Source organism: Streptomyces sp. SDT5-1 (assembly GCF_052245995.1).
Classification (GTDB): domain Bacteria; phylum Actinomycetota; class Actinomycetes; order Streptomycetales; family Streptomycetaceae; genus Streptomyces.
Genome location: NZ_CM125963.1, coordinates 1,506,178 through 1,529,104, shown reverse-complemented (window position 1 = coordinate 1,529,104; position 22,927 = coordinate 1,506,178). Strand labels below are relative to the sequence as shown.

The window sequence follows — 22,927 nt, the reverse complement described above, 5'->3', positions numbered from 1 at the left end:
TTGTGGCCATGGTGCGGGGTCCCCGTAGCGACCCGCCCCGGGGGAGGGGCGAGTCGGGTGACGCACGGCTACGGGGAGACCGCGGGGCCCCGGCCGCTCGCACCCTCGTTCTCTCGGCGCTCTCAGTCGCCGTTCAGCGTCTGGAGGGGAGCGCGCCCGTACGCCTCCCGGTAGAGCGCCGCGAAGCGGCCGGTGTGGTGGAAGCCCCAGCGTGCGGCGATGTTCGTGACCGTCGCGTTCGACGGATCGGCGGCCCGCAGGTCGTCGTGCGCGTGCGCGAGCCGGACCTGGCGCAGATACGCCAGAGGCGTCGTGTCCAGATGGCGCCGGAACGCGTACTGGAGCGCCCGCACCGTCACATGGGCCGCAGCCGCGATCTCCCGCACGGTGAGCGGCTCCTGGGCGTGCGCCTCGATGTGGGCGACGGCCCGGCGCAGCGTGGCGGAGTGGGCGTCGTGCCGGTCCGTCCCCGTCGGCCGCGTCCGCGCCGTGCTGGGGAAGGCGCCGAGGACGCTCGCGGCCAGGTACTGCGCGGCCGTCGACGCCACGAGCGGCTGCGCGGCGACCTCCGGGTCGGCGAGGACGTGGTCGCGCAGATGCACGATGGTCCGCTTCAGGTGGAGGGCGGCCGCTTCGGAGACGGGCCGGTGCCCGGTGAGCCTGACCGGTCCCGGCTCCGCGCCGGGGGCCGTCGCGGCGACCTGGGTCAGCAGATCGGGGTCGAGCATCGTGATGTTGTACCGGGCGCCGCAGATCCGGCCCTCGTACGGCAGCTCGGGCGGCGCGAAGGACACCATGTCGCCCGGCCCGAACGCGTCCTCGACCCGCCCGAAGGAGTGGTCCTGGATGGTGCCCTCGTGGACGAGGCACAGGCAGATCTTCTGGAGCGGCGTCACCTCGTACCGCATGTCGAAGTCGAGGTCGAGCTCGTCGACGGTCACCCCGGGCAGCTCGTCGCGCCGGATACGGGCCCGGCTCGACTGCGGTGTGCCGTTGCCGATGCGCATCCGGGCGTAGTGACGGCTCAGGAAATCCTCGGTGACCTCGATGTCACTGCTGTCGAAATGCACCGTGCCCATGGGACTGGCCTCCCGCTGACCGAATATGCCCGCGCGCGCAGCCTACGGGCCGGTACGGGGCGGTTGCCACGGCGTTGACCGGCAGGGTCGCGCAGTTGACGCGTTTCGTTCCGTGGATGACGCGGGACCGACGCTTCGTTCCGGGGACTGCGCACCGTGTGTGGCAGGCCCGAGCATCGAGATGTCGGCCCCTCCCGGGTGCAAGTACCGTGTGGGAGACGGGTCGAGAGCGTCGCAGCCGACGCTCCCGCCGAAGTCCGAGAAAGGTGAACGTCCTGCCCGCTCCCGCGTCTCCCGCGTCCCCCTCTGGTGGCCCCATGGCATTCTTCATGCTGTCGTCGTCGCGGCCGCTCGCTCTCCTGTCCGCCACCGACCTCGCCAAGGAGTACGAACGGCTCCAGACCGAGGTCGCCCAGCTGAAGCAGGCCGTCACCTCGCACGCCCTGGTCGACCAGGCCATCGGCGTCGTCGTGGTCCTCGGCCAGATCCCGCCCGAGGACGCGTGGCGCGTGCTGCGCGACGTGTCCCAGCGCAGCAACGTCAAGCTGAACCAGGTGGCCCGGCACATCCTCGACTTCGCCCAGGGCGCCGAGCTGCCGCCCGACGAGCGCACCGAACTCCAGCGCGCCATCGACCGCTACGCCGCGCTGCGGCCCGGGCCGCAGGAGCGGGCCGAGGGCTGAGCGGCAGGGGGGCGCCCCGCCCGTGATCAGCTCAACTGCCGCCGCATGAGCGTCAGATCGAGCCAGCGGCCGAACTTGGTGCCGACCTCGCGCACCGTGCCCGCGTGCTCGAAGCCGTGCCGCTCGTGCAGCCGGATCGAGGCCGCGTTGCCCGACTCGATGCCGGCGATCATGACGTGCAGGCCCGCGGCGGTGGCGGAGTCGACGAGCGTCGACAGCAGGGCGGAGCCGATGCCGGCGCCCTGGTGGCCGCCGGTGACGTAGACCGAGTTCTCCACGGTGTGCCGGAAGCCGGAGTACGCCTTCCAGGGCCCGTAGACACCGAAGCCGACGACCTCTCCGCCCAGCTCCGCCACGTACGCGGAACCGCGCTCGAGGTGCGCGCCCAGCCAGGCCGCGCCCTCCTCGCGGGACTGCGGGGTGTCCGTCCACAGCGCCGTGCCGTGCTCGATGGCGTGGTTGCGGATGGCGAGGACGGCGTCCAGGTCGTCCTCGTGGGCCGGGCGGACCTTCACCGCCGGGGCCCGTGTCTCGTATCGTGGATCCATGTCCAATATCGTAGACCCCCTGGTGGAGCGGATCGGTGCCCGGATCCGGGAGGAGCGGGACCGGCGGCGCTGGACCCTCGCCGAGCTGGCCGACGAGTCCGGGGTGTCACGGGCGATGATCCACCGCATCGAGCGCGGCGAGAGCAGCCCGAGCGCCGTGATCCTCGGCAAGCTGTCGGCGGCGTTCCGGCTCAGCGTGGCGACGCTCATCGACCCCGAGCCCGAGCCCGCGGGGGAGCGGGTGCGGCGCGCGGAGGCGGCGCCACGCTGGCACGACCCGGAGACCGGATACGTACGACGACAGGTCTCGGGCCCCGATTTCCCCGCGGAGGTCGCCGAGATCCGGCTGCCCGCGGGCGCCGAGGTCCCGTACCCGGCGGCGGCGTTCGCCTTCCACCGGCAGGTCATCTGGGTCATCGAAGGCCACCTCACCTTCCACGAGGGCGACACCGTCCACGAACTCGACCCGGGCGACACCGTCGAGCTGGGGCCGCCCGCCGCCTGCGTCTTCGCCAACACCACCGACACCGACTGCCGCTACGCCGTCGTGCTCGTGCGCGCCGAGGCCCCGTGAGGCTGCCGCGCGGCGGCGTCGCCGTGCTCTCCTGCACCGCGGGAGTGGCCCTCGCCAACAACTACGCGATCCAGCCCGCCCTCGGCGACGTCGCCCGCGACACCGGAGCGTCCGCCGCCGCCATCGGCCTCGTCACGACGGCCGCGCTCGCCGGATGCATCGCCGGATTCGCGTTCCTGCTGCCGCTCGCCGACCGGGCCGCGCCCCGCCGCCTCGTGGCCGGACAGCTCGCCCTGCTGACCGTCGGTCTGCTGCTCGCGTCCCGCGCACCGGGCCTGGGTGTGCTGCTCCTCGCGTACGTGATGGTGGGCGCGGGGGCGAGCGTCAGCGCCATGGCCTCCACCATCGCCGGGCGCGGTGTGCCGGGGGAGCGGCGCGGAGCGGCCGTCGCCGGGGTCGCGGCGGGCATGTCGGCCGGGATCCTGCTGAGCCGGCTCGTCGGCGGGGCGCTGGCCGACGCCTTCGGGTGGCGCGGCATGCTGCTCGCGTTCGCTGCGCTCGTCGTGGTGTGCGGGGCGGCGGCGTGGACGCGGCTTCCGGGGGAGCGGCCGGAGGGTGGGGGCGGGGGCTACCTGGGGACGTTGGCCGCGATGCCGGGGCTGCTGCGCCGCCACCGCGAACTGCGGAGCGCCGTCCTGGGCGGCAGCCTCTGGTACCTGGCGTTCAGCCTCGTCTGGGTCGCGCTCACGGTGCGGCTCGCCCGCCCGCCGTACGGGCTCGACGCCGCGGCCATCGGTCTCTACAGCCTCGCCGGAGCCCTGGGGTTCGCGGCGCTGCCGGTGGCCGGGAGGCTCGGGGACCGGTACTCGCCGCGGAGCGTGATCGCCGGGAGCATGGCCGTCGCGGTGTGCGGGGCGGCGCTGCTGTGCACGGGGCTCGACCGGCCCGTCGTGACGGCGGCGGGGCTCGCGCTCGTCGACGCGGGGTGCTTCACGGCGCAGGCCGCGAACCAGACCCGCATCCTCTCCATCGACCCGCGCCGCAGCGGCAGCCTCAGCGGGGTCTACCTGCTCCTGTACTTCCTGGCGGGCGCCCTCGGCGCGGCGCTCGCGGCGCCTCTGGTGTCGTGGGGCGGTTGGGGCGCGGCGAGCGGGGTGGTGTGCGGGGTGCTGGCGGTGGCGGGTCTTGCCGCGACCATGGGCCGCGGGATCGAGCCCGTCCGGCGATGGAGGACGAGCCCGAAGGGCGACGGGGGCCCGGGGGCGTAACCCCCGGAGCGCAGCCCCGTCGCAGGCCGAGCGTCAGTCCAGGTCACCCGCGGCGCGCCTCGCCCGCTTCTCCGCCTGCTCCGCGTGGAGCTTCTTGATCCGGACGTTCTCCTTGCGGACGTCGGCCTGCGTGGCGCGCTCCGCCTGGAGCCACTCCGGGTTCTCGTCCTTGATGGCCTCGATCTGCTCCGTGGTCAGCGCCTCCGTGACGCCGCCGCGGGCCAGACCCGAGATGGACACGCCCAGCTTCTGGGCGACCACGGGGCGGGGGTGCGGGCCGTTCGCGCGCAGGTCGACGAGCCACTGCGGCGGCTCGGCCTGCAACGCGTTCAGCTCCGCGCGCGAGACGGTGCCCTCACGGAACTCGGCGGGCGTGGCCTCGAGGTACACACCCAGCTTCTTCGCCGCGGTCGCGGGCTTCATGGTCTGGGTGCTCTGCTGCGAACTCATGAGGTCAAGGGTATCGAGCGCGGCGGGGCCCGCCGACCACGGCGGGTAGCCTTGGCCGGGTGACTGGCACGCAAGACACCCCCGCACCCGCTCCGGAACCCGGCTTCAGGCTGGCCTACGTTCCCGGGGCGACGCCCGCCAAGTGGGTGCGGATCTGGCGCGAGCGCTTCCGGGACGTACCGCTCGACCTCGTGGCGGTCGCCGCGGCCGAGGCGTCCGACGTGCTGCGCGCCGGGGACGCCGACGCCGGTCTCGTACGGCTGCCCGTGGACCGGACGTACTTCAGCGCGATCCCGCTCTACACCGAGAAGACGGTCGTCGTCGTCCCGAAGGACCACCTGATCACGGCGGCGGACGAGGTCACCCTCGCCGACCTCGCCGACGAGATCGTGCAGCACCCGCTGGACGACGTGCTCGGCTGGGAGACGCCGCCGGGGCAGCCCGCCTTCGAGCGTCCCGCCACCACGGGCGACGCCATCGAGCTGGTCGCGGCCGGCGTGGGCCTGCTCGTCGTGCCGATGTCGCTGGCCCGCCTGCACCACCGGCGCGACCTCACCTACCGCACGGTCACCGACGCGCCCGAGTCGAGCGTGGCGCTCGCCTGGCCGGAGGAGCGCACCACGGACCGCGTCGAGGACTTCATCGGCATCGTCCGGGGCCGCACGGTGAACAGTTCCCGCGGGCGGACGCAGTCGGAGCCGGACAAGAAGCGGTCCGACAAGAAGAAGCAGCAGCCGGCGGGGAAGAAGCCGTTCGTGAAGCCGGGGCGCCTTCGGCAGGACGGTCGACCGCAGTCGAAGCGGAGCGCGAACAAGCCGCGCCGGCGCCCCTGAGCCGACCGGTCAGTTCACGGCCGGCCGCCCCGGCGCTCCCGCGCGCAATCCGGCCATCACCAGGTCCAGAAGGCGGCCCGCCTGGGACTGCCAGTCGGAGTGCGGGTCGATCAGCCAGAGGCCCGCGATCGCGAGCATGAAGTCCTCCGGTGTGACGCCGGGGCGGATCGTGCCCGCCTTCTCGTTCGCGTCCAGGAGGCGGGTGACGGCCTCCGTGAGGGGGCCGTGGGCGAGCTGCTTCATCGTGCCGCGCGCGCTCGTCGCCTCCCGCAGCGCGTCCGCGAGGCCCGCCTTGGCCATCGCGTACTGGGCGAGCCGGTCCATCCATTCGCGCAGCGCCACGTCGGGCGGACGGCAGCACAGCAACTCGCAGGCCGTGGCGGCGACCTGCTCCACCTCGTAGCGGTACACCTCGAGGACCAGCGCCTCACGGCTGGGGAAGTTGCGGTAGAACGTGCCCTGCCCGACCCCCGCCTTCTTCGCGATCGCGCTCAACGGCGTGTCCGCGGAGCGCGTCAACTCGGCCAGGGCCACTTCGAGGATGCGGTCGCGGTTGCGTTGCGCGTCCGAGCGCAGCGCGGCCGGCTTCTTCGAGTGCCCCACGCGAGTTCTCCTCCTCCGGCCCGTGGCGGGGAATAGTCCTTGCTGAGCGGACAGTTGTCCACTACGTTCGTTCTCCGTTGAACGGACAGCTGTCCGTTTAGGGTTGACACCCTAGTGGGTGCGGGCCACGGGCCGCACCTCGGACCGCCCCGCCGACCACCCTTCGTACAGCGCCGATTCTCCACGTACCAGACACGCGAAAGAAGGCTGCACACATGTCCCCAGCCGACATCGGCGGCACGACTGTGTCCGACCCGTCCACGTCCAGCGTCGTCACCCTGAACATCAACGGGGAGAAGCACACGCTGCCCGTCGACCACCGCACCACCCTGCTCGACGCCCTGCGCGAGCGGCTCGATCTCACCGGCACGAAGAAGGGCTGCGACCAGGGGCAGTGCGGCGCCTGCACCGTGCTCGTGGACGGCCGCAGGACCGTGTCCTGCCTCCAGCTCGCGGTCGCCGCGGAGGACCGCGAGATCACCACCATCGAGGGCGTCGCGGGCCCCGACGGCGAACTGCACCCCGTCCAGGAGGCGTTCGTCGACCTCGACGGCTACCAGTGCGGCTACTGCACGCCGGGCCAGATCTGTTCGGCCCTCGCCGTCCTCGACGAGCACGCCGCCGGCTGGCCCTCCGCCGCCACCGACGACGTACGGCCCGAGGCGGGCCCGCCGCCGCTCACGGCGGACGAGATCAGGGAACGCATGAGCGGAAACCTGTGCCGCTGCGGCGCGTACGTGTCGATCGTACGGGCGGTCGCGCAGGCCGCCGCGCAGACCCAGGACGACGCGAAGGAGACCGTGGCGTGAGGGAGTTCGGATACGAGCGGGCGGCCGACGTGTCGGGCGCGGTGGCGGTGCTCGGCGCCGACCCCGAGGCCCGATTCCTGGGCGGCGGCACCAACCTCGTCGACCTGATGAAGATCGGCGTGGAGCGCCCCGCGCGCCTCGTCGACGTGCGCGAGCTGCCCCTCGACACCATCGAGGCGACCGCCGACGGCGGGCTCCGCATCGGCGCCACCGTCACCAACAGCGACCTCGCCGCCCACCCCGAAGTCAGGCGCCGCTACCCGGCGTTGACGCAGGCCGTCCTCGCGGGCGCCTCCGGGCAGCTGCGCAACATGGCGACCGTCGGCGGCAACCTGCTGCAGCGCACCCGCTGCGGCTACTTCACCGACGTCAGTAAGCCCTGCAACAAGCGGGAGCCCGGCACCGGCTGCCCGGCGGTCGAGGGCGAGCACCGCAACCACGCCATCCTCGGCGCGAGCGAGCACTGCGTCGCCGTGCACCCGTCCGACATGGGCGTCGCGCTCGCCGCGTTCGACGCCGTCGTCGAGTACGAAACCGCCGAGCGGAAGGGGGAGTTGGCGCTCGCCGACTTCTACCTGCCCGTCGGCGACACTCCGCACCTGGAGACCGCGCTGCCCGCCGGCGCGCTCATCACCGCCGTCACCCTGCCGCCCGCGCCCGTCGCCGCGCACTCCAAGTACCGCAAGGTCCGCGAGCGCGCCTCGTACGCCTTCGCGATCGGTTCCGTGGCCGCCGCCGTCGACGTCAAGGACGGCGTCGTACGGGACGCGCGCATCGCGCTCGGCGCCGTGGCGTCCCGGCCCTGGCGGGCCCGCGCCGCCGAGGCCGCGTTGATCGGCAAACCGGCCACCGGCGAGACGTTCGAGGCCGCGGCCGACGCCGAGCTCGCCGCGGCGAAACCCCTGCCCGACAGCACGTACAAGGTGTCCCTGATGCGCAATCTGATCGTTGCGATGCTCACCGAACTCAGCTCGGAGGCGACCCGATGACGACCACCACCACGGCCGCAGGACGGACCGCAGCGGACTCGGTGGGCGTCGGACGCAGCCGCGTCGAGGGCCGCGAGAAGGTCACGGGCGCCGCCCGGTACGCGGGCGAGTTCCCGTTCACCGACCTCGCGCACGGCTGGCTCGTGCTCTCCACCGTGGCGCGCGGCCGGATCCGCTCCGTCGGCGAGGAGGCCGTGCGCGCCATGCCCGGCGTCCTCGCGGTCATGCACCACGGCAACGCGCCCCGGATCAACACCGATTACCTCACCCTGATGGGCCCGCCCGACGGCATCCTGCACGTCTTCCAGCACGACCAGGTGCTGCACGCGGGCTGGCCCGTCGCGCTCGTCGTCGCCGAGACGTCCGAGCAGGCGCGGGAGGCCGCCGAGGCGCTCGTCGTCGAGTACGACGTCGAGCCGCACGACATCGCCTTCGAGGCCGACAGGCCCGGCACCTACGCCCCCGAGGGCTCGGAGGTCGCCAAGGGTGACCTGGAGGCCGAACTCGCCGCGTCCGCCGCCGTCGTGGACGAGCGGTACACCACGCCCGAAACCCACCACACGGCCATGGAGCCGCACGCGGTGACCGTGCGCTGGGACGAGGGGCGCCTGGAGGTGTTCGACGCCAACCAGGGCAGCAAGGCGGTCGCCGACCAGCTCGCGGCGACCTTCTCGCTCGACCCGTCCGCCGTGCGCGTCCGCTCGGAACACGTCGGCGGCGCCTTCGGCGGCAAGCTCGTGGCGGCGCACCACATCGCCGCAGTGATGGCCGCGACCGAACTCCAGCGCCCCGTCCGCCTGGCGATGACGCGACGTCAGGTCTTCGCGCTCACCACCTACCGCAGCCCCACCACACAGCGGGTACGCCTCGGCGCCGACACCGACGGACGGCTTCGCGCGTTCGGGCACGACGCGCAGTCGCTGACCTCGAACATCCGCGAGTTCGTCGAGGCGAGCGCCGGGTACGGCCGCGTGATGTACGCGTCCGACGCGCACCTCTCCGTGAACCGTGTGGTGCCCGTGGACCTGCCGACCCCGGGGTTCGTGCGGGCGCCCGGCGAGGCCCCCGGCTCCTACGCCGTGGAGTCGGCGCTCGACGAGCTCGCCGAGAAGCTCGGCATGGACCCGGTCGAGCTGCGCGTGCGCAACGAGCCGGAGGTCGGTCCCGTCTCGGGCCTGCCCTTCAGCAGCCGCAACCTTCTCGGCTGCTACGAGGAAGGTGCCCGTCGCTTCGGCTGGGAGGGCCGAGACCCGCGACCCCGCGTGCGCCGCGAGGGCCGTTGGCTCCTCGGCACCGGCGTCGCGGCGGCCTCCTTCCCGTCGGGTGTCGCCCCGTCGACGGCGTCCGTCACCGCCGAGCACGACGGTACGTTCACCGTCCGGATCACGGCGGCGGATGTCGGTACGGGCGCCCGCACCGCGCTGACCCAGATCGCCGCCGACGAACTCGGCGTCGACCAGGGCCTGGTGCGGGTGCGCATCGCCGACAGCGACTTCGGGGAGGCCTGGCTCTCGGGCGGCTCGATGGGCACCCGCTCCTGGGGCTGGGCCGTGATGGCGGCCAGTCGTGAACTGCGCGACCGCCTGTCGCCGACCGCCGCCATCCCGACCGAGGGCCTCACGGTCCGCACCGACACCACCGAACTGGTCGGCGCGCTCGCGCAGAAGGAGCGCTACTCGTACGGCGCCCAGTTCGCCGAGGTCGCCGTCGACGTGGCGAGCGGCGAGGTCCGGGTGCGGCGGCTGCTCGGCGTGTTCTCCGCGGGCCGCATCATCAACCCGCTCACCGCGCGCAGCCAGCTCGTCGGCGGCATGACGTGGGGCATCTCCATGGCCCTGCACGAGGAGGCCGTCCGCGACGAGGCGAGCGGCGGCCACGTCGGCGCCGACTTCGCGGGCTACCACGTCGCGGCCAACGCGGACGTGCCCGTCGTCGAGGCGCACTGGGTCGACGACACCGACCCGGACGACCCCGTCGGCATCAAGGGCGTCGGCGAGATCGGGATCGTGGGCACGGCCGCCGCGATCGGCAACGCGGTGTGGCACGCGACCGGCGTGCGCCACCGCGACCTGCCGCTGCGGCCGGACCGGATCCTGCTGGCCGAGGCGCAGCGAAGCCATGCTTGATCTCGCCGCCGAACTGAGCGAATGGGCCGCGCAGGGCCGGGAGTTCGCCGTCGCCACCGTCGTCTCGGTGAGCGGCAGCGCGCCCCGGCCACCCGGCGCGGCCCTCGCCGTGGACACCGGCGGCGAGGTCATCGGTTCGGTGTCCGGCGGCTGCGTCGAGGGCGCGGTGTACGAGCTGTGCGTGCAGGCCCTCGAGGACGGGGCGCCCGTCCGTGAGCGGTTCGGGTACAGCGACGACGACGCGTTCGCCGTGGGGCTCACCTGCGGCGGCGAGGTCGAGGTGCACGTCGTGCCGGTGCGGCTCGACTCGCCGTCGCGGGCGGCCGTGCTCTCGGCGCTCGCCGTCGCGGCCCGCGGCGAGGCGGTCGCGGTGGCGCGCGTACTGGCGGGTCCCGGCGAACTCGCGGGAACCGGCGGCGTGTTGACGGTCCGGCCCGACGGCTCGTACGAGGGGAGTCTCGCCTCCGGCGACGACTCCGGGCTCGCGGCGCAGGCCCGCGCGTACCTCGACCTCGGCCGCACCGGACTGTGCGAGGTGCCCGAGAGCAAGGCGCGCTGCGAGGGCGACGTCACCCTGTTCGTGGAGTCGTCCGTGCCGCCCGCCCGAATGATCGTGTTCGGCGCGGTGGACTTCGCGGGCGCCCTCGTGAAGGTCGGCAAGCTGCTCGGCTTCCACGTCACCCTCTGCGACGCGCGCGGCGTCTTCGCGACGCCCGCCCGCTTCCCCGAGGCGGACGAGGTCGTCGTGGAGTGGCCCGACCGCTATCTGCGCTCCACGACGACCGACGAGCGGACGGTGCTGTGCGTGCTCACGCACGACGCCAAGTTCGACGTGCCGCTCCTGGAGGTGGCGCTGCGCATCCCCGCGGCGTACGTCGGCGCGATGGGCTCGCGCCGCACGCACGACGACCGCCTCGAGCGGCTGCGCGAAGCCGGCGTCACGGAGGCCGAGTTGGCGCGCCTCAACTCGCCGATCGGCCTCGACATCGGCGGGCGCACCCCGGAGGAGACGGCGATCTCCATCGGAGCGGAGATCGTGGCGTCGCGCCGGGGCGGCAGCGGACAGCCGCTGCGGGAGGGGGCCGGGGCGATCCATCGCGAGGCCTGAGCGGCGGGACGGCCTACAGCGCGTCCCGCCGCACCGACTCGTTCCACGTGCGGGAGAAGACCCGGCGGTCGTTCTCGTACGCGTCGAGCGTCGCGTTGACGTGGAACGTGTCCGCGTCGCACGTCAGCGTCGTGGACGTGCGGATCCGGACGTCCCAGTCGGCCCGCCGGAACCGCATCGTCCACGTCGACTCGCCCGCGGTCGACGCGAAGTCGTCCGCGGTCGACGTGTACCGCTCGTGCGCGCGGCAGCCCACGTCGATGTCGGCGGCGTCGAAGCGGATCGTGCCGCGGTCCTTGACGATGTCGAGCGCCGCGCCGTAGTCGATCAGGTCACGGGTCACGTCCCAGCGCTCCTCGGGCGGCGTCACCTGCGTCGTCCGGATCGGCGGCGCCCCCTCGGGCGGCCCGTAGTCGGGCGCGTCGTCCGGCGCGGAGACGGGCCGCACCGGCAGCGTCAGACGACAGCCCTCCTCGTGCACGGTCAGCAGCGTGGGCTCCGGCGGCGGCCAGGCCAGCGGCCAGTACGACGTCGACAGCGAGAGCCGGATGCGGTGGCCGGGCGGGAACGCCTGCGCCACCCCGTTGAGTTCGAGGACCGCGCGGTACCTGCGGCCCGGTTCGAGGGGCTCGGGTTCGTCGCCGCCGTCGCGGCGCGTCAGGTTCAGGATCCCGTACGTGACCCGGGTCGCGCCGCCGTCGGGCGCCACGTCCGACAGGCGCGCGGCGACCGTCGCCACCGGGCGGTCCGCGCTCACCTCCAGCTCCACGCGCGGCGAGCCGAGGATCTCCACCCGCTCGGTCAGCGGCCGGGTCTCGAAGACGAGCGAGCCGCCGTCCTCCTCGCGCTGGTCGTAGGGCAGGTCGGGCGGCGCGTTGTACGAGGCCCACTTCCCGGCGAACTGGCCGACGGACAGCGGCGACCTGACCTCGGGCGCGCCCGGTTCACGGGCCGGTTCGCCGGGCCCCGTCAGATGCCGTTCGCCGAGCCGGTACGGCGTGTCCTCGATGCGCGGCGACGGCCACGTCGGCTCGCCGACCCAGCGCCCCGGCCGCTCCTCGTACGCGGTGGACGGCGGCATGCTCTCCTGCATCCACGCGCTGAGCATCGGCCCGTCCAGCACGCCGTTGTCCTCGCCCTTGAGCCAGTGGTCCCACCAGCGCACCACCTCCTGGAGGTAGCCGACCGCGGGCCCCGGCTCGCCGAGGTGCGGGTACTTGTGCGACCACGGGCCGACCAGGCCCTTGCGGGGGACGTCGAGGTGGGCGAGGAGCCGGGCGACGGCGTTCGAGTAGCCGTCCGCCCAGCCGCTGGAGGCCAGCACGGGGCAGGCCACCGCCGCGTAGTCCTCGCACACCGACGCGTGCCGCCAGTACGCGTCGCGACGCTGATGCCGCAGCCAGTTGAGCACCCACGGGTCGACGGCCGAGAGCCGCTCCCGCCACATCGAACGCCATCGTTCGCCGACGACCGCCGGGTCGGGAGGGCACGTCGAGTACGCGAACATCGTGCCCGCCTCGGCGAGGTTGTCCGAGAGCAGCGCGCCGCCCATGTAGTGCATGTCGTCGGCGTACCGGTCGTCGGTGAACGAGGAGATGACGATCGCCCGCAGGGACGGCGGCCGCCGCGCAGCCACCTGCAACGCGGCGAACGCGCCCCAGGAGATGCCCATCATCCCCGTCGACCCGTCGCACCACGGCTGCTCGGCGAGCCAGGCGAGCACCGCCTCGGCGTCGGCCTGCTCCTGCTCCAGGTACTCGTCGGTGAGGACGCCCTCGGAGTCGCCGGTGCCGCGCACGTCGACGCGGACGCAGGCGTAGCCGTGCCCCGCGATGTACGGGTGGTGGATCGAGTCGCGCACGGAGCTCAGGTCACGCTTGCGGTACGGGATGTACTCCAGGACCGCGGGGACGGGTTCGGTGTCCGAGGAGACCGGACGCCAGACGCGGGCCGACAGCCGGACGCCGTCCGGCATCGGGATGGTGACGTGGTCCTCTTCCTTCGTCGGGTGAGGGAGGTTCTCGATGTGTCGCATGGTGCGTGGCTCTCTCAGGACGGGGTCGCATCCGGGGTGCCGAGGCCGAGGCCGAGCGCGGCCACACAGCGGTCGTACTTCTCGCGCAGCTCGGCCTCGCTGTCGCCGCCGGTGAAGATGTGCGCCACCTCGTAGCTGTAGCTGTCCTGCTGATCGCTGTCGGAGAGGCGCTGCGCGGCGTCGGGCACCAGGTCGATGCGGACGCCGGGTATGTCGCGCTCGATCGCGGCGATCTCGCGGTCGCTGGGCAGCTCGTGCACGACGCCGTCCGTGAACCAGCGGTAGTACCACTTGGCGGCAAGGTCGTACGGGCCCTGGCGGTGCGGGAGCGCCGGGTCGCGGCCGAGCGCGAGCGCGAGCATGCAGTGGTGGTTCGGTGCCCCGTCGACGTACTGGAACAGCTCGGCGTGGGACTGCGAGTGGCGCGGGTTGATCTCCAGGAGGGCCGTGGTGTCGGTGGCCGGGTCGTGGAAGAACTCGATGCTGAAGGTTGCCTCCGACCAGCCGATGCGCCGCATCACCCGGTCGGCGATCGAGCGCAGCCGCGCCTGCACGGGCTCGGGCAGCGCCGACGGGTACTGGTGGCGCAGAAAGCTGGTGGAGTCCGGGTAGTTGATCGAGTCGAGGACGCCGTACACGGTGACCTCGCCGTCGTGGACGTAGCCCTCGACGGCGACCTGCACCCCGTTCAGCGTCTCCTCCGCGAGGCACACCTGCCCGCCGACGCCGGCCATCTCCTCGGGCAGGTCGAGCCGGTCGAGGATGTACTCGAAGGGGCGGCCGACCCGGTGGATGCCCTTCTTGATGGCGTCGACGGCCTGCCGGAACTCGTCCATGTCGCCGACGCCGTAGGCGAGTTCGGAGGAGTACGAGAGGGCCGGCTTGAGCCACATCGGGAAGCGGACACCGTCCGGCGGGCGCGGGTCGTCGGCGGTCAGATCGACACGGCCGAAGCGCGGATGCTCGCTGATCACCTCCTGCTGCACCAGCCGGCTCCAGTACTTGTGCTCGCACTTGACGATGGACTCGAGGCTGGTGGCGCGGGTCCCGTAGCGCTCGCCGAGCAGCGGGACGAGCGTGCTGACGGGGAAGTCCCAGTAGCCCACGATCGCGTCGACGGGTCCGTCGAAGGCGTCGAGGACCCGGTGGGCCCGGTCCAGCAGATCGGGCACGGACACCTCCCCGCTCTGCAGCTCCTTGATCGTGAGCAGCGGGTGGAAGGCCATGTCATCGGCGCCGGGCACGGCGCGCAGCGTCGGCAGGTTCGCCTCGTCGAGGCCGAGGACGAAGACGTTCAGCGGGCGGTCGGTCACGGACGGCTCCTGAAGTCGGTGGTCGGGACCGCCGCCGTGTACCCCTCCGCCTCAGGGGCACACGTCGCAGTGCGCCCACCAGGACGTACATCCAGGTATCGACAGACAAGTCCGGAAGGTGTGATGGTCATGTCAGGCAAGCGGATCGTGGTCACGGGGGCCACCGGGAACGTCGGCACGAGCGTGGTGCGGCAGCTCGCCGAGAGCCCCGAGGTCGACTCCGTCGTGGGGATCGCGCGGCGGGTGCCCGACTGGTCGCCGCCGAAGACCGAGTGGCGGGCCGTGGACCTGGGGGACCTGAAGGAGGGCGACGGACTCGTCGAACACTTCCGGGGCGCCGATGCCGTCGTGCACCTTGCCTGGCGGTTCATGCCGGCCCGTGACCCCGCGCTGACGTGGCGTGTCAACGTCCTGGGCGGCGTGCGGGTCTTCGACGCCGTCGCGGAGGCGGGCGTGCCCGCGCTCGTGTACTCCTCGTCCGTCGGCGCTTACTCGCCGGGGCCGAAGGACCGCGCCGTCGACGAGTCGTGGCCCACGCACGGCTGGCCCGAAGCCGCCTACACCCGCGAGAAGGCCTACATGGAACGGGCGCTGGACAGCTTCGAGCAGCGCCATCCCGAGGTGCGGGTGGCGCGGATGCGGCCCGCCTTCCTCTTCAAGGAGGAGTCCGCGAGCGAGCAACGGCGCCTGTTCGGCGGCCGGTTCGCGCCCGGGCAGCTCGCCCGGCCCGAGCTGCTGCCGCTGTTCCCCGACATTCCCGGTCTGCGGGTGCAGACCCTGCACACCGACGACGCCGCCCGTGCCTTCCGCATCGCCGCGCTCGACGACGACGCGCGCGGCGCCTTCAACCTCGCCGCCGACCCGCCGCTCGACGCCCAGGTGCTCGGCGAGCTGTTCCACGCGCGGGCGGTGCCGCTGCCGCGCGTCGCGGCCCGCTCGGCGCTCGCCGCCGCGTACGGGCTGCACCTGGTGCCCGCGTCGCCGCAGCTGTTCGACGCCGTGCTCCGGCTGCCGCTGATGGACTGCGCGCGCGCCCACGAGGTCCTGGGCTGGCGGCCCGAGCGCACCTCCGTCGAGGCCGTCGAGGAACTGCTGCGCGGACTGCGCGCGGGCGCGGGCGCCGACACGCCGCCGCTGGCGGGCAGCGCCGTCGGGGCGTGAGGTCCACCGGGTTCACACCCGCCACATGAGGGCACCCGTGCGACGCACGCGCAGACCGTCGGAGAGGAACCACGCCATGAGCAGGAACAGCGCTGACGCCCTGCCGCTGCCCGACTACGACGAACTGCCCATCGGCTCCCTCGAGCACCGGATCAGGTCCCTCGACGGGGACGAGGTGCGGCAGCTGATGCGGTACGAGGACGAGCACGCAGGCCGACCGGCCGCGCACGCCGTGCTCGCCGCCCGGCTCGACCAGCTCGACGCCGGGGCCGAGCCCACCGGCGGCGACCCGGACGCCGTGCGACCCGAGCACGGGCACCACGCCGCCGGTTCGCCTGTCACCCCGGCGTCCTCGCCGGAGCCGCGGCACTCGCCGCCGCACGGCACGCTCGACCAGCCGGGCCGGCCCAAGGGCAACAGGCCCTAGGGCCTGTCGTCAAACTCCCGTCTGCGGCGCGACGCCTGGCACGCACTCCCCCAGCCTTCGGCCGGGGGGACCCCCAGCGGCGTTGCCGAAAGACCCGAGTAGCTCCGCTACTAGGATCTTCCGGCGCCTTGCGATCGCACGCACCAGACGCCGCGCCGCCGCCCTTCGGGCGACGACGGGAGTTTGACGACAGGCCCTAGACCGCGCTCCGTCGGGTTGCGGCCCGGCGGCGCAGGCGGGGCGGCCACTTGCGGGTGTCGCGGGGTTCCACGTACGGCTCCTCGCTCTCCGGGTGGCCGCCGCTGATGGCGCGCTGGCGGGCCAGCTCCGCGTCGAACTCCAGGCCGAGCAGCAGCGCCAGGTTCGACAGCCACAGCCAGATCAGGAACACGACGACACCGGCGAGGGTGCCGTACGTCTTGTTGTACGAGCCGAAGCCGGCGACGTACAGCGCGAATCCGCCGGACGCGGCCAGCCACAGCACCACCGCGAGCACGCTGCCGGGGCTCAGCCAGCGGAATCCGGGACCCCGGACGTTCGGGGCGCGCCAGAACAGCAGCGCCACCATCAGCACCACCAGAACGAGCAGCACCGGCCACTTCGCGATGTTCCACGTCAGGAGGGCCGCGTCGCCCACCCCCAGCGCGTCGCCCGCACGCTTGGCCAGCGGCCCCGTGAACACGACGATCGTCGCGCTCAGCGCCAGCAGCACCATCAGCGCCACCGTCAGGCCGAGCCGCAGCGGCGTCAGCTTCCACACCGGACGCCCCTCCGGGGTGTCGTACACGGCGTTCGCGGTGCGGATGAACGCGGCGACGTAGCTGGACGCCGACCAGACGGCGGCCAGCAGGCTGACCGCCGCGACCACACCGCTCGCGCCCCCGGCGTCCTGCAACTGCCGTACCGCGTCGTTCAGCAGATCCCGCACGGGGCCCGGCGTGAGGTGGCGCAGGTTGTCCAGGACGCCCTGCGTCGCCCGCTCACCGATCACCCCGAGCAGGGACACCAGGACGAGCAGCGCGGGGAACAGGGACAGGACGCCGTAGTACGTCAGCGCGGCCGCCCGGTCGGGCAGGTCGTCGTCGAGGAACTCCTTGCCGGTGCGGCGCAGCACCGCCCACCAGGAACGGGCGGGGAGTTCGGTCGGATCCCTCGGCTCCTCGTCCGGTTCACTCGTCGTCACGCGCCTGCTCCTGCGCATGCTCGTTGGGGGTGATGGCGTCGCCGCTCTCCCCGGCGCGGCGGTCCTTCTCCTCGCGGTGGCGCGGGTCGGTCTGGGACTCCTCGAACTCCTCCAGGACGCTCTCCGCCGCGGTCTCCGCGGACGGCTCGTCGGTGTCCTGGCGGTGCTGTTCGTGCTTGTGGTGCGTCATGGCTCTCCCCTCGGGTTCGGAAATCCCGTGGCTTCACAGGTCCCGCGGCTTCAGCGGGCGGGTGGCGGGGCCCTGGACGACCTGTCCGTCGATGTCGAAGCGGGAGCCGTGGCAGGGGCACTCCCAGGCCCGCTCCGCGGCGTTGAACGCGACCAGGCAGCCCAGGTGGGTGCAGCGCGCGGACAGGGCGTGCAGCTTGCCGTCCGGATCCCGGTACACGGCGCTGCGCCCGCCCTGGGTGCGCAGCACAGCGCCGGTGTCCGGCGGCAGTTCGTCCACCGAGCCCACGCTCGGGGGCCGCAGCCGGTCGCCGACGAAGTGGGTGGCGACATCCGCCTGGTTCTTCAGGAAACGCGGCGCCTCGCGCAGCACCGAGCGCACCCGGCTCGGATCGTAGACACCGGCCCATTCGGGCTTGGCGTCGCCCTTGATGAGCGCCGTCAGCAGGGTCCCGGCCATGATGCCGCCGCTCAGGCCCCAGCCGCTGAAGCCGGTGGCGACGTACGTGTGCCGGGCCGCCGGGTGCAGCGGACCGACCAGCGGTGTCGTGTCGCAGGGGAACGTGTCCTGCGTCGCCCACCGGTAGCGGGGCTCGACGCCGGGGAAGTGCCGCCGGGTCCATTCCGCGAGCCGCTCGAAACGCTCGGTGGTGTCGCCGGTGCCGGGCGTGAACTTCTCACCGGTGACGATGAGCAGCCGCTGCCCCTCCGCGTACGGCGCGGTGCGGACCGACCGGGTGTTCTCCTCCGGCGTGATGTACATGCCCCGCGGATCGCGGTCCGCGTCGATCGGCCCCGCCACCACCAGCTCCCTGCGGGGCGCGAGCCTGGCGAACAGCAGAGCCCGGTCGAAGATGGGGTAGTGGGTCGCCACGACCACGTCGCGCGCGGTCACCCGGGCGCCGGTCTCCGCCGTCACATGGCAGGCGTGGTCCTCCTCCAGGCCGAACACCGGCGTGTTCTCGTGCACCAGCGCCCCGTGGGCCCGCAGGTCGTCGGCGAGCCCGAGCAGATACTTGCGCGGATGGAACTGGGCCTGCCCCGTGACCCGTACCGCCCCCGCGACGGGAAACGGGAGGTCGGTCGTCGTCACGAACGACGCGGGGAGCCCCGCGGCCTGTGCCGCGCCGGCCTCGGCCCGCAGCGTCGGCAGGTGGTGGCCCTCGGTGGCGTACGTGTAGGCGTCGCGGCGCTCCAGGTCGCAGTCGACGCCGAGGAGTTCGGACACCTCGAAGGCGTGCTCCACGGCCTCCGACTGGGAGCGTGCGTAGTGCCGGGTCGCCTCGGCGCCCCGGGTGCGCCGCAGCCGCTCGTAGACGAGGGTGTGCAGGGCGGACAGCTTCGCCGAGGTGTGCCCTGTGACGCCCTCAGCGATGCGTCCCGCCTCCAGGACCGCCACGCTCAGGCCCGCGCGCGTCAGTTCCCACGCGGTGCTCAGCCCGGCGATGCCCGCGCCTATCACGGCGACGTCCACGTCCACGTCCTGTTCCAGCGGCGGGAACCGCGGTCCCGGCGCGGACTCGATCCAGTACGAACTCCGGAGCGCTGCGCTGTCGGTCATGGCGCACGGGTCCCCCGGAACGTGCTGCTCAAGCCTGGCATCCGGGTACCCGCCCCGAGCCCCCTTCCGCGAGGAGCCCCGATGACCACCTCACCGCGCCTGCGGGCGCTGACCATGAACGTGCTCGCCCCCGAGTACGCCGACGGGCCGGCGCGCCGCCGCGCCCTCGCCGCCGCACTGGCCGAAGCCGCGCCCGACGTGCTGGCGCTCCAGGAGGTCGTGCGGGACGACGTGCGCGCCCTTCAGGCCGGCGGCTGGCGGGTCGTCCCCCATCCGCGGTACGGGCCCGACGGCGTCGGCGCGGTCCTCGCCGTCCGCGCGCCGCTCGGCCGGGTCCGCACCGACCCGCTTCGGGTCACGGACCGCACCGAGCGCACGCCGTGGTGCGGGGTGGCCGCGGCCGAAGTGACGTACGGCGAGCCGTTCGGCGGCGTCCTCGTCGTCCACCACAAGCCGAGCTGGCCCTACGGCTTCGAGGCCGAGCGGGAACGGCAGGCGCGGGCCGCCGCCCTCCTCGCCGAGGAGATGCTCGCCGCGGGCGCCGGACGGCTGCGGCACGTCCTGGTCCTCGGCGACTTCGACGCGGGCCCGGACAGCGCGAGCCTGCGGTTCTGGCGCGGGCTCCAGTCCCTGGGCGGAGCGAGCGTCTGCTACCAGGACGCGTGGGAGGCCCGGCACGCCGACGCGCCAGGACTCACCTTCAGCCCGGACAATCCGCTGGTGCGGGCCGGCGACATGCCGCTGGAGCCGGGGCGCCGCATCGACCACGTCCTGGCGCGCTGCGGCCCGCACGGGCCGACCCTGCGCGTCGAGTCCTGCGAACGCTTCCTCGTCGCGCCGGTCGACGGGGTCCAGGTCAGCGACCACTACGGCGTGTGCGCCGACTTCTCCGTGCCGGAGCGGGAGCCGGGGGGCTGGGCGGAGTGATCCGTCGCCGCCTCCAGGTCGTCCAGGAGCCGGGTCGTCACCGTCGTCAGCTCGCCGAGCGCCGCGAAGCCGCGGCCGTCCGGGTCGGACAGGTGCGCGGCGAACCGCCGGGCGGCGGCGCGGGCCGCCTCCAGGGCCTCCACGGGCTGCTCGGCGTCCTGCCTGCCGACCCGGTCGGCGTCCGTGGCGCACGCCTCGCCCGCGGACCTGAACAGCTCGGCCAGCTCGCGCAGCGCCCGCGGTGGTGGCGTCTCGAACGGCGGCGTGTCGTGCGCGGCCTCCGTCAGCGAGCGCAGCGCCGTCGCGAGATGGTCGGCCACCCGGTCCCAGCGGTTGTCGCGGGACGGCGGTGCGGGCCCCTGACGGCGCAGCCTGCGGCCGGGGTTGAGGCGGCGGCTCTCGTCGGCGTGCCTGCGGGCCGTGCGCAGCTCGGCGACGGTGGCGCCGAGCCGCAGCGCCCGGCCGTGCCACTCCTCGGCGTCGGCCGCCTCGTAGCCGTCCTCCACGCCGTCCGCGATCTCCCGCAGCAGCTCCGCGCAGTCGGCCGGCACCTGGGCCCGCAGCCGCCGCACGTCGCTGGTGTGCACGGGCGGCAGCACCAGAGCGTTGACCAGCACACCGACGACCGCGCCGAGCAGGGTCTCCATCAGCCGGTGCCCGATCTCCACGGGCGCGTACGAGCCGTACGTCACCACGAAGAGCGCCGCGCTCGGCGCGTACCAGCCCTGGTCGCCGAAGCGTCCGTACGAGCCGATGAGCACGGTCAGCGGCAGCGCGATCGCCATCCCGGCCAGCACGTTGTGGGTGAGCGACATCGCCCCGGAGGCGATCAGCGTGCCCACCGCGACCACCAGGAACTGCTGCGCCGCGGAGCGCACCGAGCGGTACACCGTGCTGTGCACGAGGACCACCGCGGTCCACGGGGCGAGCAGCGCCATCGGCGCGTTCCACCACCAGCCGGCGAGGCTCCACGCCACGATCGCGGCGGCCGCGGCCTTCAGGGCCTGCACGGCCGTGGCCCGCTCGGGACCCGGCACCGTCACGGCGCGGCGGGCCGAGACGCCGATGGCCCGGGCCTCTTCCACGATCGCGCGCCCGGGCATGTGGGGCATCGGGCGTCCTCCGGAAACGTCGGGTCGGCAAGGTCCGCTCACTTCGGCGCCGCGCCGGGTTCCCGGGTGGTGGCGGATGAAACGTCGCAGGCCGGGAGTGGTGCGGGAGGGTGGGGGTACTCGGCGGCCATGACCACCTATGCCCCTGCTCCACCGCCCCCGCGCGGCCCGGTGTCGGCCGCCGTGCTCGGGCGGCTGCGCGAGACGGACCACCCGCTGCCGACACCGGAGGAGATCGCCGCGGCGCCTCCGCTGGGCGACGACGCGCAGCTGGCCCTCCACCTCTGCTACGAACTCCACTACCGGGGTTTCGCGGGCGTCCCCGACAGCCTGGAGTGGGACCCGGACCTGCTGCGCGTACGCGGCGGGCTCGAGCGGCGCATGCTGGCCGAGCTGCGGGACCGCGCGACGGCCCACAAGCACGCGCACGAGGCCCTCGACGACCTGCTGGTGGAACCGGCGGACGGCGACAGCCTCAGCCATCGGCTCAGCGAGAAGGGCGAGTTGTGGCAGCTGCGCGAGTACGCGGCGCACCGCTCGATCTACCACCTGAAGGAGGCCGACCCGCACGCCTGGGTGTTGCCCCGGCTGTACGGGCGGCCCAAGGCGGGCATGGCGGCCGTCGAGTACGACGAGTACGGGGGTGGCCGCGCCGACCGCATCCACGCCCAGCTGTTCGCGGACCTGATGGCGGACCTCGGCCTGGTCACCGACTACGGTCACTACCTCGACGCGGCGTCCGCCGAGGCGCTCGCCCTCGTCAACCTGATGTCCCTCTTCGGCCTGCACCGCTCCCTGCGGGGCGCGCTGGTCGGACACTTCGCCACCGTCGAGACCACGTCGTCGCCCGGCTCCCGACGCCTCGCCGACGCGCTGCGCCGCGTCGGCGCGGGGGAGCGGGCGGTGTTCTTCTACGACGAGCACGTCGAGGCCGACGCGGTGCACGAACAGATCGTGCGCCACGAGGTCGTGGACGGCCTCCTCGACCAGGAACCAGGACTCGACGCGGACATCGCCTTCGGTGTCGACGCCACCGAACACCTGGAGGACCGCTTCGGCCGGGCGCTCCGGGCGGCCTGGGACGCGGGCGAGTCGTCCCTGCGCTCGACCGCGGCCGCCCACCCCGGGAGCCCGGCATGACGAGCCCACTGCTGACCTTCCCCGGCGTGTACGCACCGCAGGACGACACCCGGATGCTGGCCGACGCCCTGCTGAACGAGCCGCTGGCGCCCGGCGCCGACGTGCTCGACGTCGGCACGGGGACGGGCGCCGTCGCCCTGTTCGCCGCCGGGCGCGGCGCGCGGGTGACCGCCGTCGACGTGTCCTGGCGCGCCGTGCTGACCGCGCGTCTGAACGCCCGCCTGAACCGGCTGCCGCTGCGCGTCCTGCGCGGCGACCTGCTCGCGCCCGTCGCGGACCGCCGCTTCGACCTGATCGTCGCGAACCCGCCGTACGTCCCCGCGCCCGCGGCCCGCGCGCCGAGCCGGGGCGCCGCGCGGGCCTGGGACGCGGGCCGCGACGGACGGCTCGTGCTCGACCGGATCTGCCAGGGCGCGCCGCCGCTGCTGCGGGCCGGAGGCGTGCTCCTGATCGTCCAGTCGGCGCTCAGCGACGCCGACCGCACCCTCGACCTGCTGCGCTCCCACGGACTGCGCGCGGACGTCGTGGGCCGCCGCCTGATCCCGTTCGGGCCCGTACTGGAAGAGCGCCAACAGTGGTTGCGCAGCCGCGAGTTGCTGGCGCCCGACGCCTCGACGGAAGGACTGGTGGTCGTCCGTGCCGAACGAACCGACTGAGCGGCCCGCCCGCGACGACGACGTCACCCGCATCACCGCGCGCCGCACGGGGCCGCTCCTCGTGGAGGGCCCCGTCGAGGTCACGCTCGACGACGGCACGACGGTGCGCTCCGACCGCTTCCAGGTCGCCGTGTGCACCTGCCGCCGCAGCCGCCGCTACCCGTGGTGCGACACCAGCCACCGCCGCGTCCGGCGCGACTGAGACGGCTCGGC

General features: G+C 73.7%; 24 protein-coding genes. 14 read left to right on the top strand and 10 right to left on the bottom strand.

From position 1 onward, the window contains the following. Window positions 1-122: 122 nt before the first annotated feature. Window positions 123-1,079: a helix-turn-helix transcriptional regulator gene (locus ACTWJ8_RS07205; RefSeq protein ID WP_356383478.1), complete on the bottom strand. Its 957-nt coding sequence runs from the start codon at window positions 1,077-1,079 to the stop codon at window positions 123-125. A gap of 317 nt (window positions 1,080-1,396) precedes the next feature. On the opposite strand from ACTWJ8_RS07205, the gene ACTWJ8_RS07200 reads away from it, so the two are divergent. Next, a complete protein-coding gene (locus ACTWJ8_RS07200) occupies window positions 1,397-1,762 on the top strand; it encodes an ANTAR domain-containing protein (protein WP_356383481.1) in 366 nt (121 codons plus the stop codon). Window positions 1,763-1,788: 26 nt separating this feature from the next. Here ACTWJ8_RS07200 and ACTWJ8_RS07195 read toward each other — a convergent pair whose 3' ends face one another. Then, window positions 1,789-2,310 carry a GNAT family N-acetyltransferase gene (locus tag ACTWJ8_RS07195; protein ID WP_443263345.1) on the bottom strand — a complete coding sequence of 174 codons (522 nt, stop codon included), beginning with the start codon at window positions 2,308-2,310 and terminating at the stop codon, window positions 1,789-1,791. Between ACTWJ8_RS07195 and ACTWJ8_RS07190 the strand changes: the two genes are divergently transcribed. Beyond that, complete coding sequence (locus tag ACTWJ8_RS07190) at window positions 2,309-2,884, top strand: helix-turn-helix domain-containing protein (RefSeq protein WP_443263344.1); 576 nt, start codon at window positions 2,309-2,311, stop codon at window positions 2,882-2,884. The two genes, ACTWJ8_RS07195 and ACTWJ8_RS07190, sit on opposite strands and share 2 nt — an antisense overlap. After that, the gene (locus tag ACTWJ8_RS07185; RefSeq protein WP_443263343.1) at window positions 2,881-4,092 is read left to right on the top strand and encodes an MFS transporter; all 1,212 of its coding nucleotides are present in this window, start codon (window positions 2,881-2,883) and stop codon (window positions 4,090-4,092) included. Before ACTWJ8_RS07190 ends, ACTWJ8_RS07185 begins: the two co-directional genes overlap by 4 nt. Window positions 4,093-4,125: 33 nt before the next feature. On the opposite strand, the gene ACTWJ8_RS07180 is transcribed toward ACTWJ8_RS07185, so the two are convergent. Beyond that, window positions 4,126-4,542, bottom strand: a complete 417-nt coding sequence (locus tag ACTWJ8_RS07180) for a DUF5997 family protein (RefSeq protein WP_356383492.1) — start codon at window positions 4,540-4,542, stop codon at window positions 4,126-4,128. 59 nt (window positions 4,543-4,601) lie between these two features. Between ACTWJ8_RS07180 and ACTWJ8_RS07175 the strand changes: the two genes are divergently transcribed. Further along, on the top strand, window positions 4,602-5,375 hold the full coding sequence (locus tag ACTWJ8_RS07175; protein ID WP_443263342.1) for a LysR family transcriptional regulator substrate-binding protein: 774 nt from the start codon (window positions 4,602-4,604) through the stop codon (window positions 5,373-5,375). Between the two features lie 9 nt (window positions 5,376-5,384). Here the strand turns inward: ACTWJ8_RS07175 and ACTWJ8_RS07170 are convergent, their stop codons facing one another. Continuing rightward, on the bottom strand, window positions 5,385-5,978 hold the full coding sequence (locus ACTWJ8_RS07170; RefSeq protein WP_356383498.1) for a TetR/AcrR family transcriptional regulator: 594 nt from the start codon (window positions 5,976-5,978) through the stop codon (window positions 5,385-5,387). Between the two features lie 215 nt (window positions 5,979-6,193). Between ACTWJ8_RS07170 and ACTWJ8_RS07165 the strand changes: the two genes are divergently transcribed. The 4 genes from ACTWJ8_RS07165 to ACTWJ8_RS07150 are packed head-to-tail and all read left to right on the top strand — an operon-like array spanning window position 6,194 to window position 11,010. Continuing rightward, window positions 6,194-6,787 carry a 2Fe-2S iron-sulfur cluster-binding protein gene (locus tag ACTWJ8_RS07165; RefSeq protein ID WP_356383501.1) on the top strand — a complete coding sequence of 198 codons (594 nt, stop codon included), beginning with the start codon at window positions 6,194-6,196 and terminating at the stop codon, window positions 6,785-6,787. Beyond that, a complete protein-coding gene (locus ACTWJ8_RS07160; protein WP_356383504.1) occupies window positions 6,784-7,776 on the top strand; it encodes an FAD binding domain-containing protein in 993 nt (330 codons plus the stop codon). Before ACTWJ8_RS07165 ends, ACTWJ8_RS07160 begins: the two co-directional genes overlap by 4 nt. After that, window positions 7,773-9,902: a xanthine dehydrogenase family protein molybdopterin-binding subunit gene (locus ACTWJ8_RS07155; RefSeq protein ID WP_443263341.1), complete on the top strand. Its 2,130-nt coding sequence runs from the start codon at window positions 7,773-7,775 to the stop codon at window positions 9,900-9,902. Before ACTWJ8_RS07160 ends, ACTWJ8_RS07155 begins: the two co-directional genes overlap by 4 nt. Further along, the gene (locus tag ACTWJ8_RS07150; protein ID WP_443263340.1) at window positions 9,895-11,010 is read left to right on the top strand and encodes an XdhC family protein; all 1,116 of its coding nucleotides are present in this window, start codon (window positions 9,895-9,897) and stop codon (window positions 11,008-11,010) included. Before ACTWJ8_RS07155 ends, ACTWJ8_RS07150 begins: the two co-directional genes overlap by 8 nt. A 13-nt stretch (window positions 11,011-11,023) precedes the next feature. Here ACTWJ8_RS07150 and ACTWJ8_RS07145 read toward each other — a convergent pair whose 3' ends face one another. Continuing rightward, window positions 11,024-13,045: a CocE/NonD family hydrolase gene (locus ACTWJ8_RS07145; RefSeq protein WP_443263339.1), complete on the bottom strand. Its 2,022-nt coding sequence runs from the start codon at window positions 13,043-13,045 to the stop codon at window positions 11,024-11,026. A gap of 14 nt (window positions 13,046-13,059) precedes the next feature. Further along, entirely contained in the window at window positions 13,060-14,358 is a 1,299-nt protein-coding gene (locus ACTWJ8_RS07140) for an ATP-grasp domain-containing protein (protein ID WP_443263338.1), read from the bottom strand. Between the two features lie 120 nt (window positions 14,359-14,478). Here ACTWJ8_RS07140 and ACTWJ8_RS07135 point away from each other — a divergent pair, with 120 nt between their 5' ends. Both ACTWJ8_RS07135 and ACTWJ8_RS07130 read left to right on the top strand, forming a co-directional pair. Next, entirely contained in the window at window positions 14,479-15,519 is a 1,041-nt protein-coding gene (locus ACTWJ8_RS07135) for an SDR family oxidoreductase (RefSeq protein WP_443263337.1), read from the top strand. A gap of 76 nt (window positions 15,520-15,595) precedes the next feature. Then, window positions 15,596-15,946: a hypothetical protein gene (locus ACTWJ8_RS07130; protein WP_356383521.1), complete on the top strand. Its 351-nt coding sequence runs from the start codon at window positions 15,596-15,598 to the stop codon at window positions 15,944-15,946. A 196-nt stretch (window positions 15,947-16,142) separates the two neighbouring features. Here the strand turns inward: ACTWJ8_RS07130 and ACTWJ8_RS07125 are convergent, their stop codons facing one another. The 3 genes from ACTWJ8_RS07125 to ACTWJ8_RS07115 are packed head-to-tail and all read right to left on the bottom strand — an operon-like array spanning window position 16,143 to window position 18,879. Beyond that, entirely contained in the window at window positions 16,143-17,147 is a 1,005-nt protein-coding gene (locus ACTWJ8_RS07125; protein ID WP_443263336.1) for a YihY/virulence factor BrkB family protein, read from the bottom strand. Next, window positions 17,116-17,319, bottom strand: coding sequence for a hypothetical protein (locus ACTWJ8_RS07120; RefSeq protein ID WP_443263335.1), 204 nt, complete (start codon window positions 17,317-17,319; stop codon window positions 17,116-17,118). Before ACTWJ8_RS07120 ends, ACTWJ8_RS07125 begins: the two co-directional genes overlap by 32 nt. A gap of 33 nt (window positions 17,320-17,352) precedes the next feature. After that, complete coding sequence (locus ACTWJ8_RS07115) at window positions 17,353-18,879, bottom strand: FAD-dependent oxidoreductase (protein ID WP_443263334.1); 1,527 nt, start codon at window positions 18,877-18,879, stop codon at window positions 17,353-17,355. 81 nt (window positions 18,880-18,960) lie between these two features. Here ACTWJ8_RS07115 and ACTWJ8_RS07110 point away from each other — a divergent pair, with 81 nt between their 5' ends. Next, on the top strand, window positions 18,961-19,806 hold the full coding sequence (locus ACTWJ8_RS07110) for an endonuclease/exonuclease/phosphatase family protein (RefSeq protein ID WP_443263333.1): 846 nt from the start codon (window positions 18,961-18,963) through the stop codon (window positions 19,804-19,806). Here the strand turns inward: ACTWJ8_RS07110 and ACTWJ8_RS07105 are convergent. After that, the gene (locus ACTWJ8_RS07105) at window positions 19,746-20,918 is read right to left on the bottom strand and encodes an FUSC family protein (RefSeq protein WP_356383535.1); all 1,173 of its coding nucleotides are present in this window, start codon (window positions 20,916-20,918) and stop codon (window positions 19,746-19,748) included. The genes ACTWJ8_RS07110 and ACTWJ8_RS07105 overlap by 61 nt on opposite strands. 129 nt (window positions 20,919-21,047) lie before the next feature. On the opposite strand from ACTWJ8_RS07105, the gene ACTWJ8_RS07100 reads away from it, so the two are divergent. Genes ACTWJ8_RS07100 through ACTWJ8_RS07090 form a run of 3 tightly spaced genes read left to right on the top strand, consistent with a single transcriptional unit; the run spans window position 21,048 to window position 22,916 of the window. Further along, complete coding sequence (locus ACTWJ8_RS07100; protein WP_443263332.1) at window positions 21,048-22,058, top strand: iron-containing redox enzyme family protein; 1,011 nt, start codon at window positions 21,048-21,050, stop codon at window positions 22,056-22,058. Further along, entirely contained in the window at window positions 22,055-22,714 is a 660-nt protein-coding gene (locus tag ACTWJ8_RS07095; protein ID WP_443263331.1) for a HemK2/MTQ2 family protein methyltransferase, read from the top strand. The genes ACTWJ8_RS07100 and ACTWJ8_RS07095 overlap by 4 nt, the downstream gene beginning before the upstream one ends. Continuing rightward, window positions 22,695-22,916 (top strand): CDGSH iron-sulfur domain-containing protein, encoded by a 222-nt coding sequence (locus ACTWJ8_RS07090; RefSeq protein WP_356383544.1) that lies wholly within the window; start codon window positions 22,695-22,697, stop codon window positions 22,914-22,916. Before ACTWJ8_RS07095 ends, ACTWJ8_RS07090 begins: the two co-directional genes overlap by 20 nt. The last annotated feature ends 11 nt before the right edge of the window (window positions 22,917-22,927 follow it).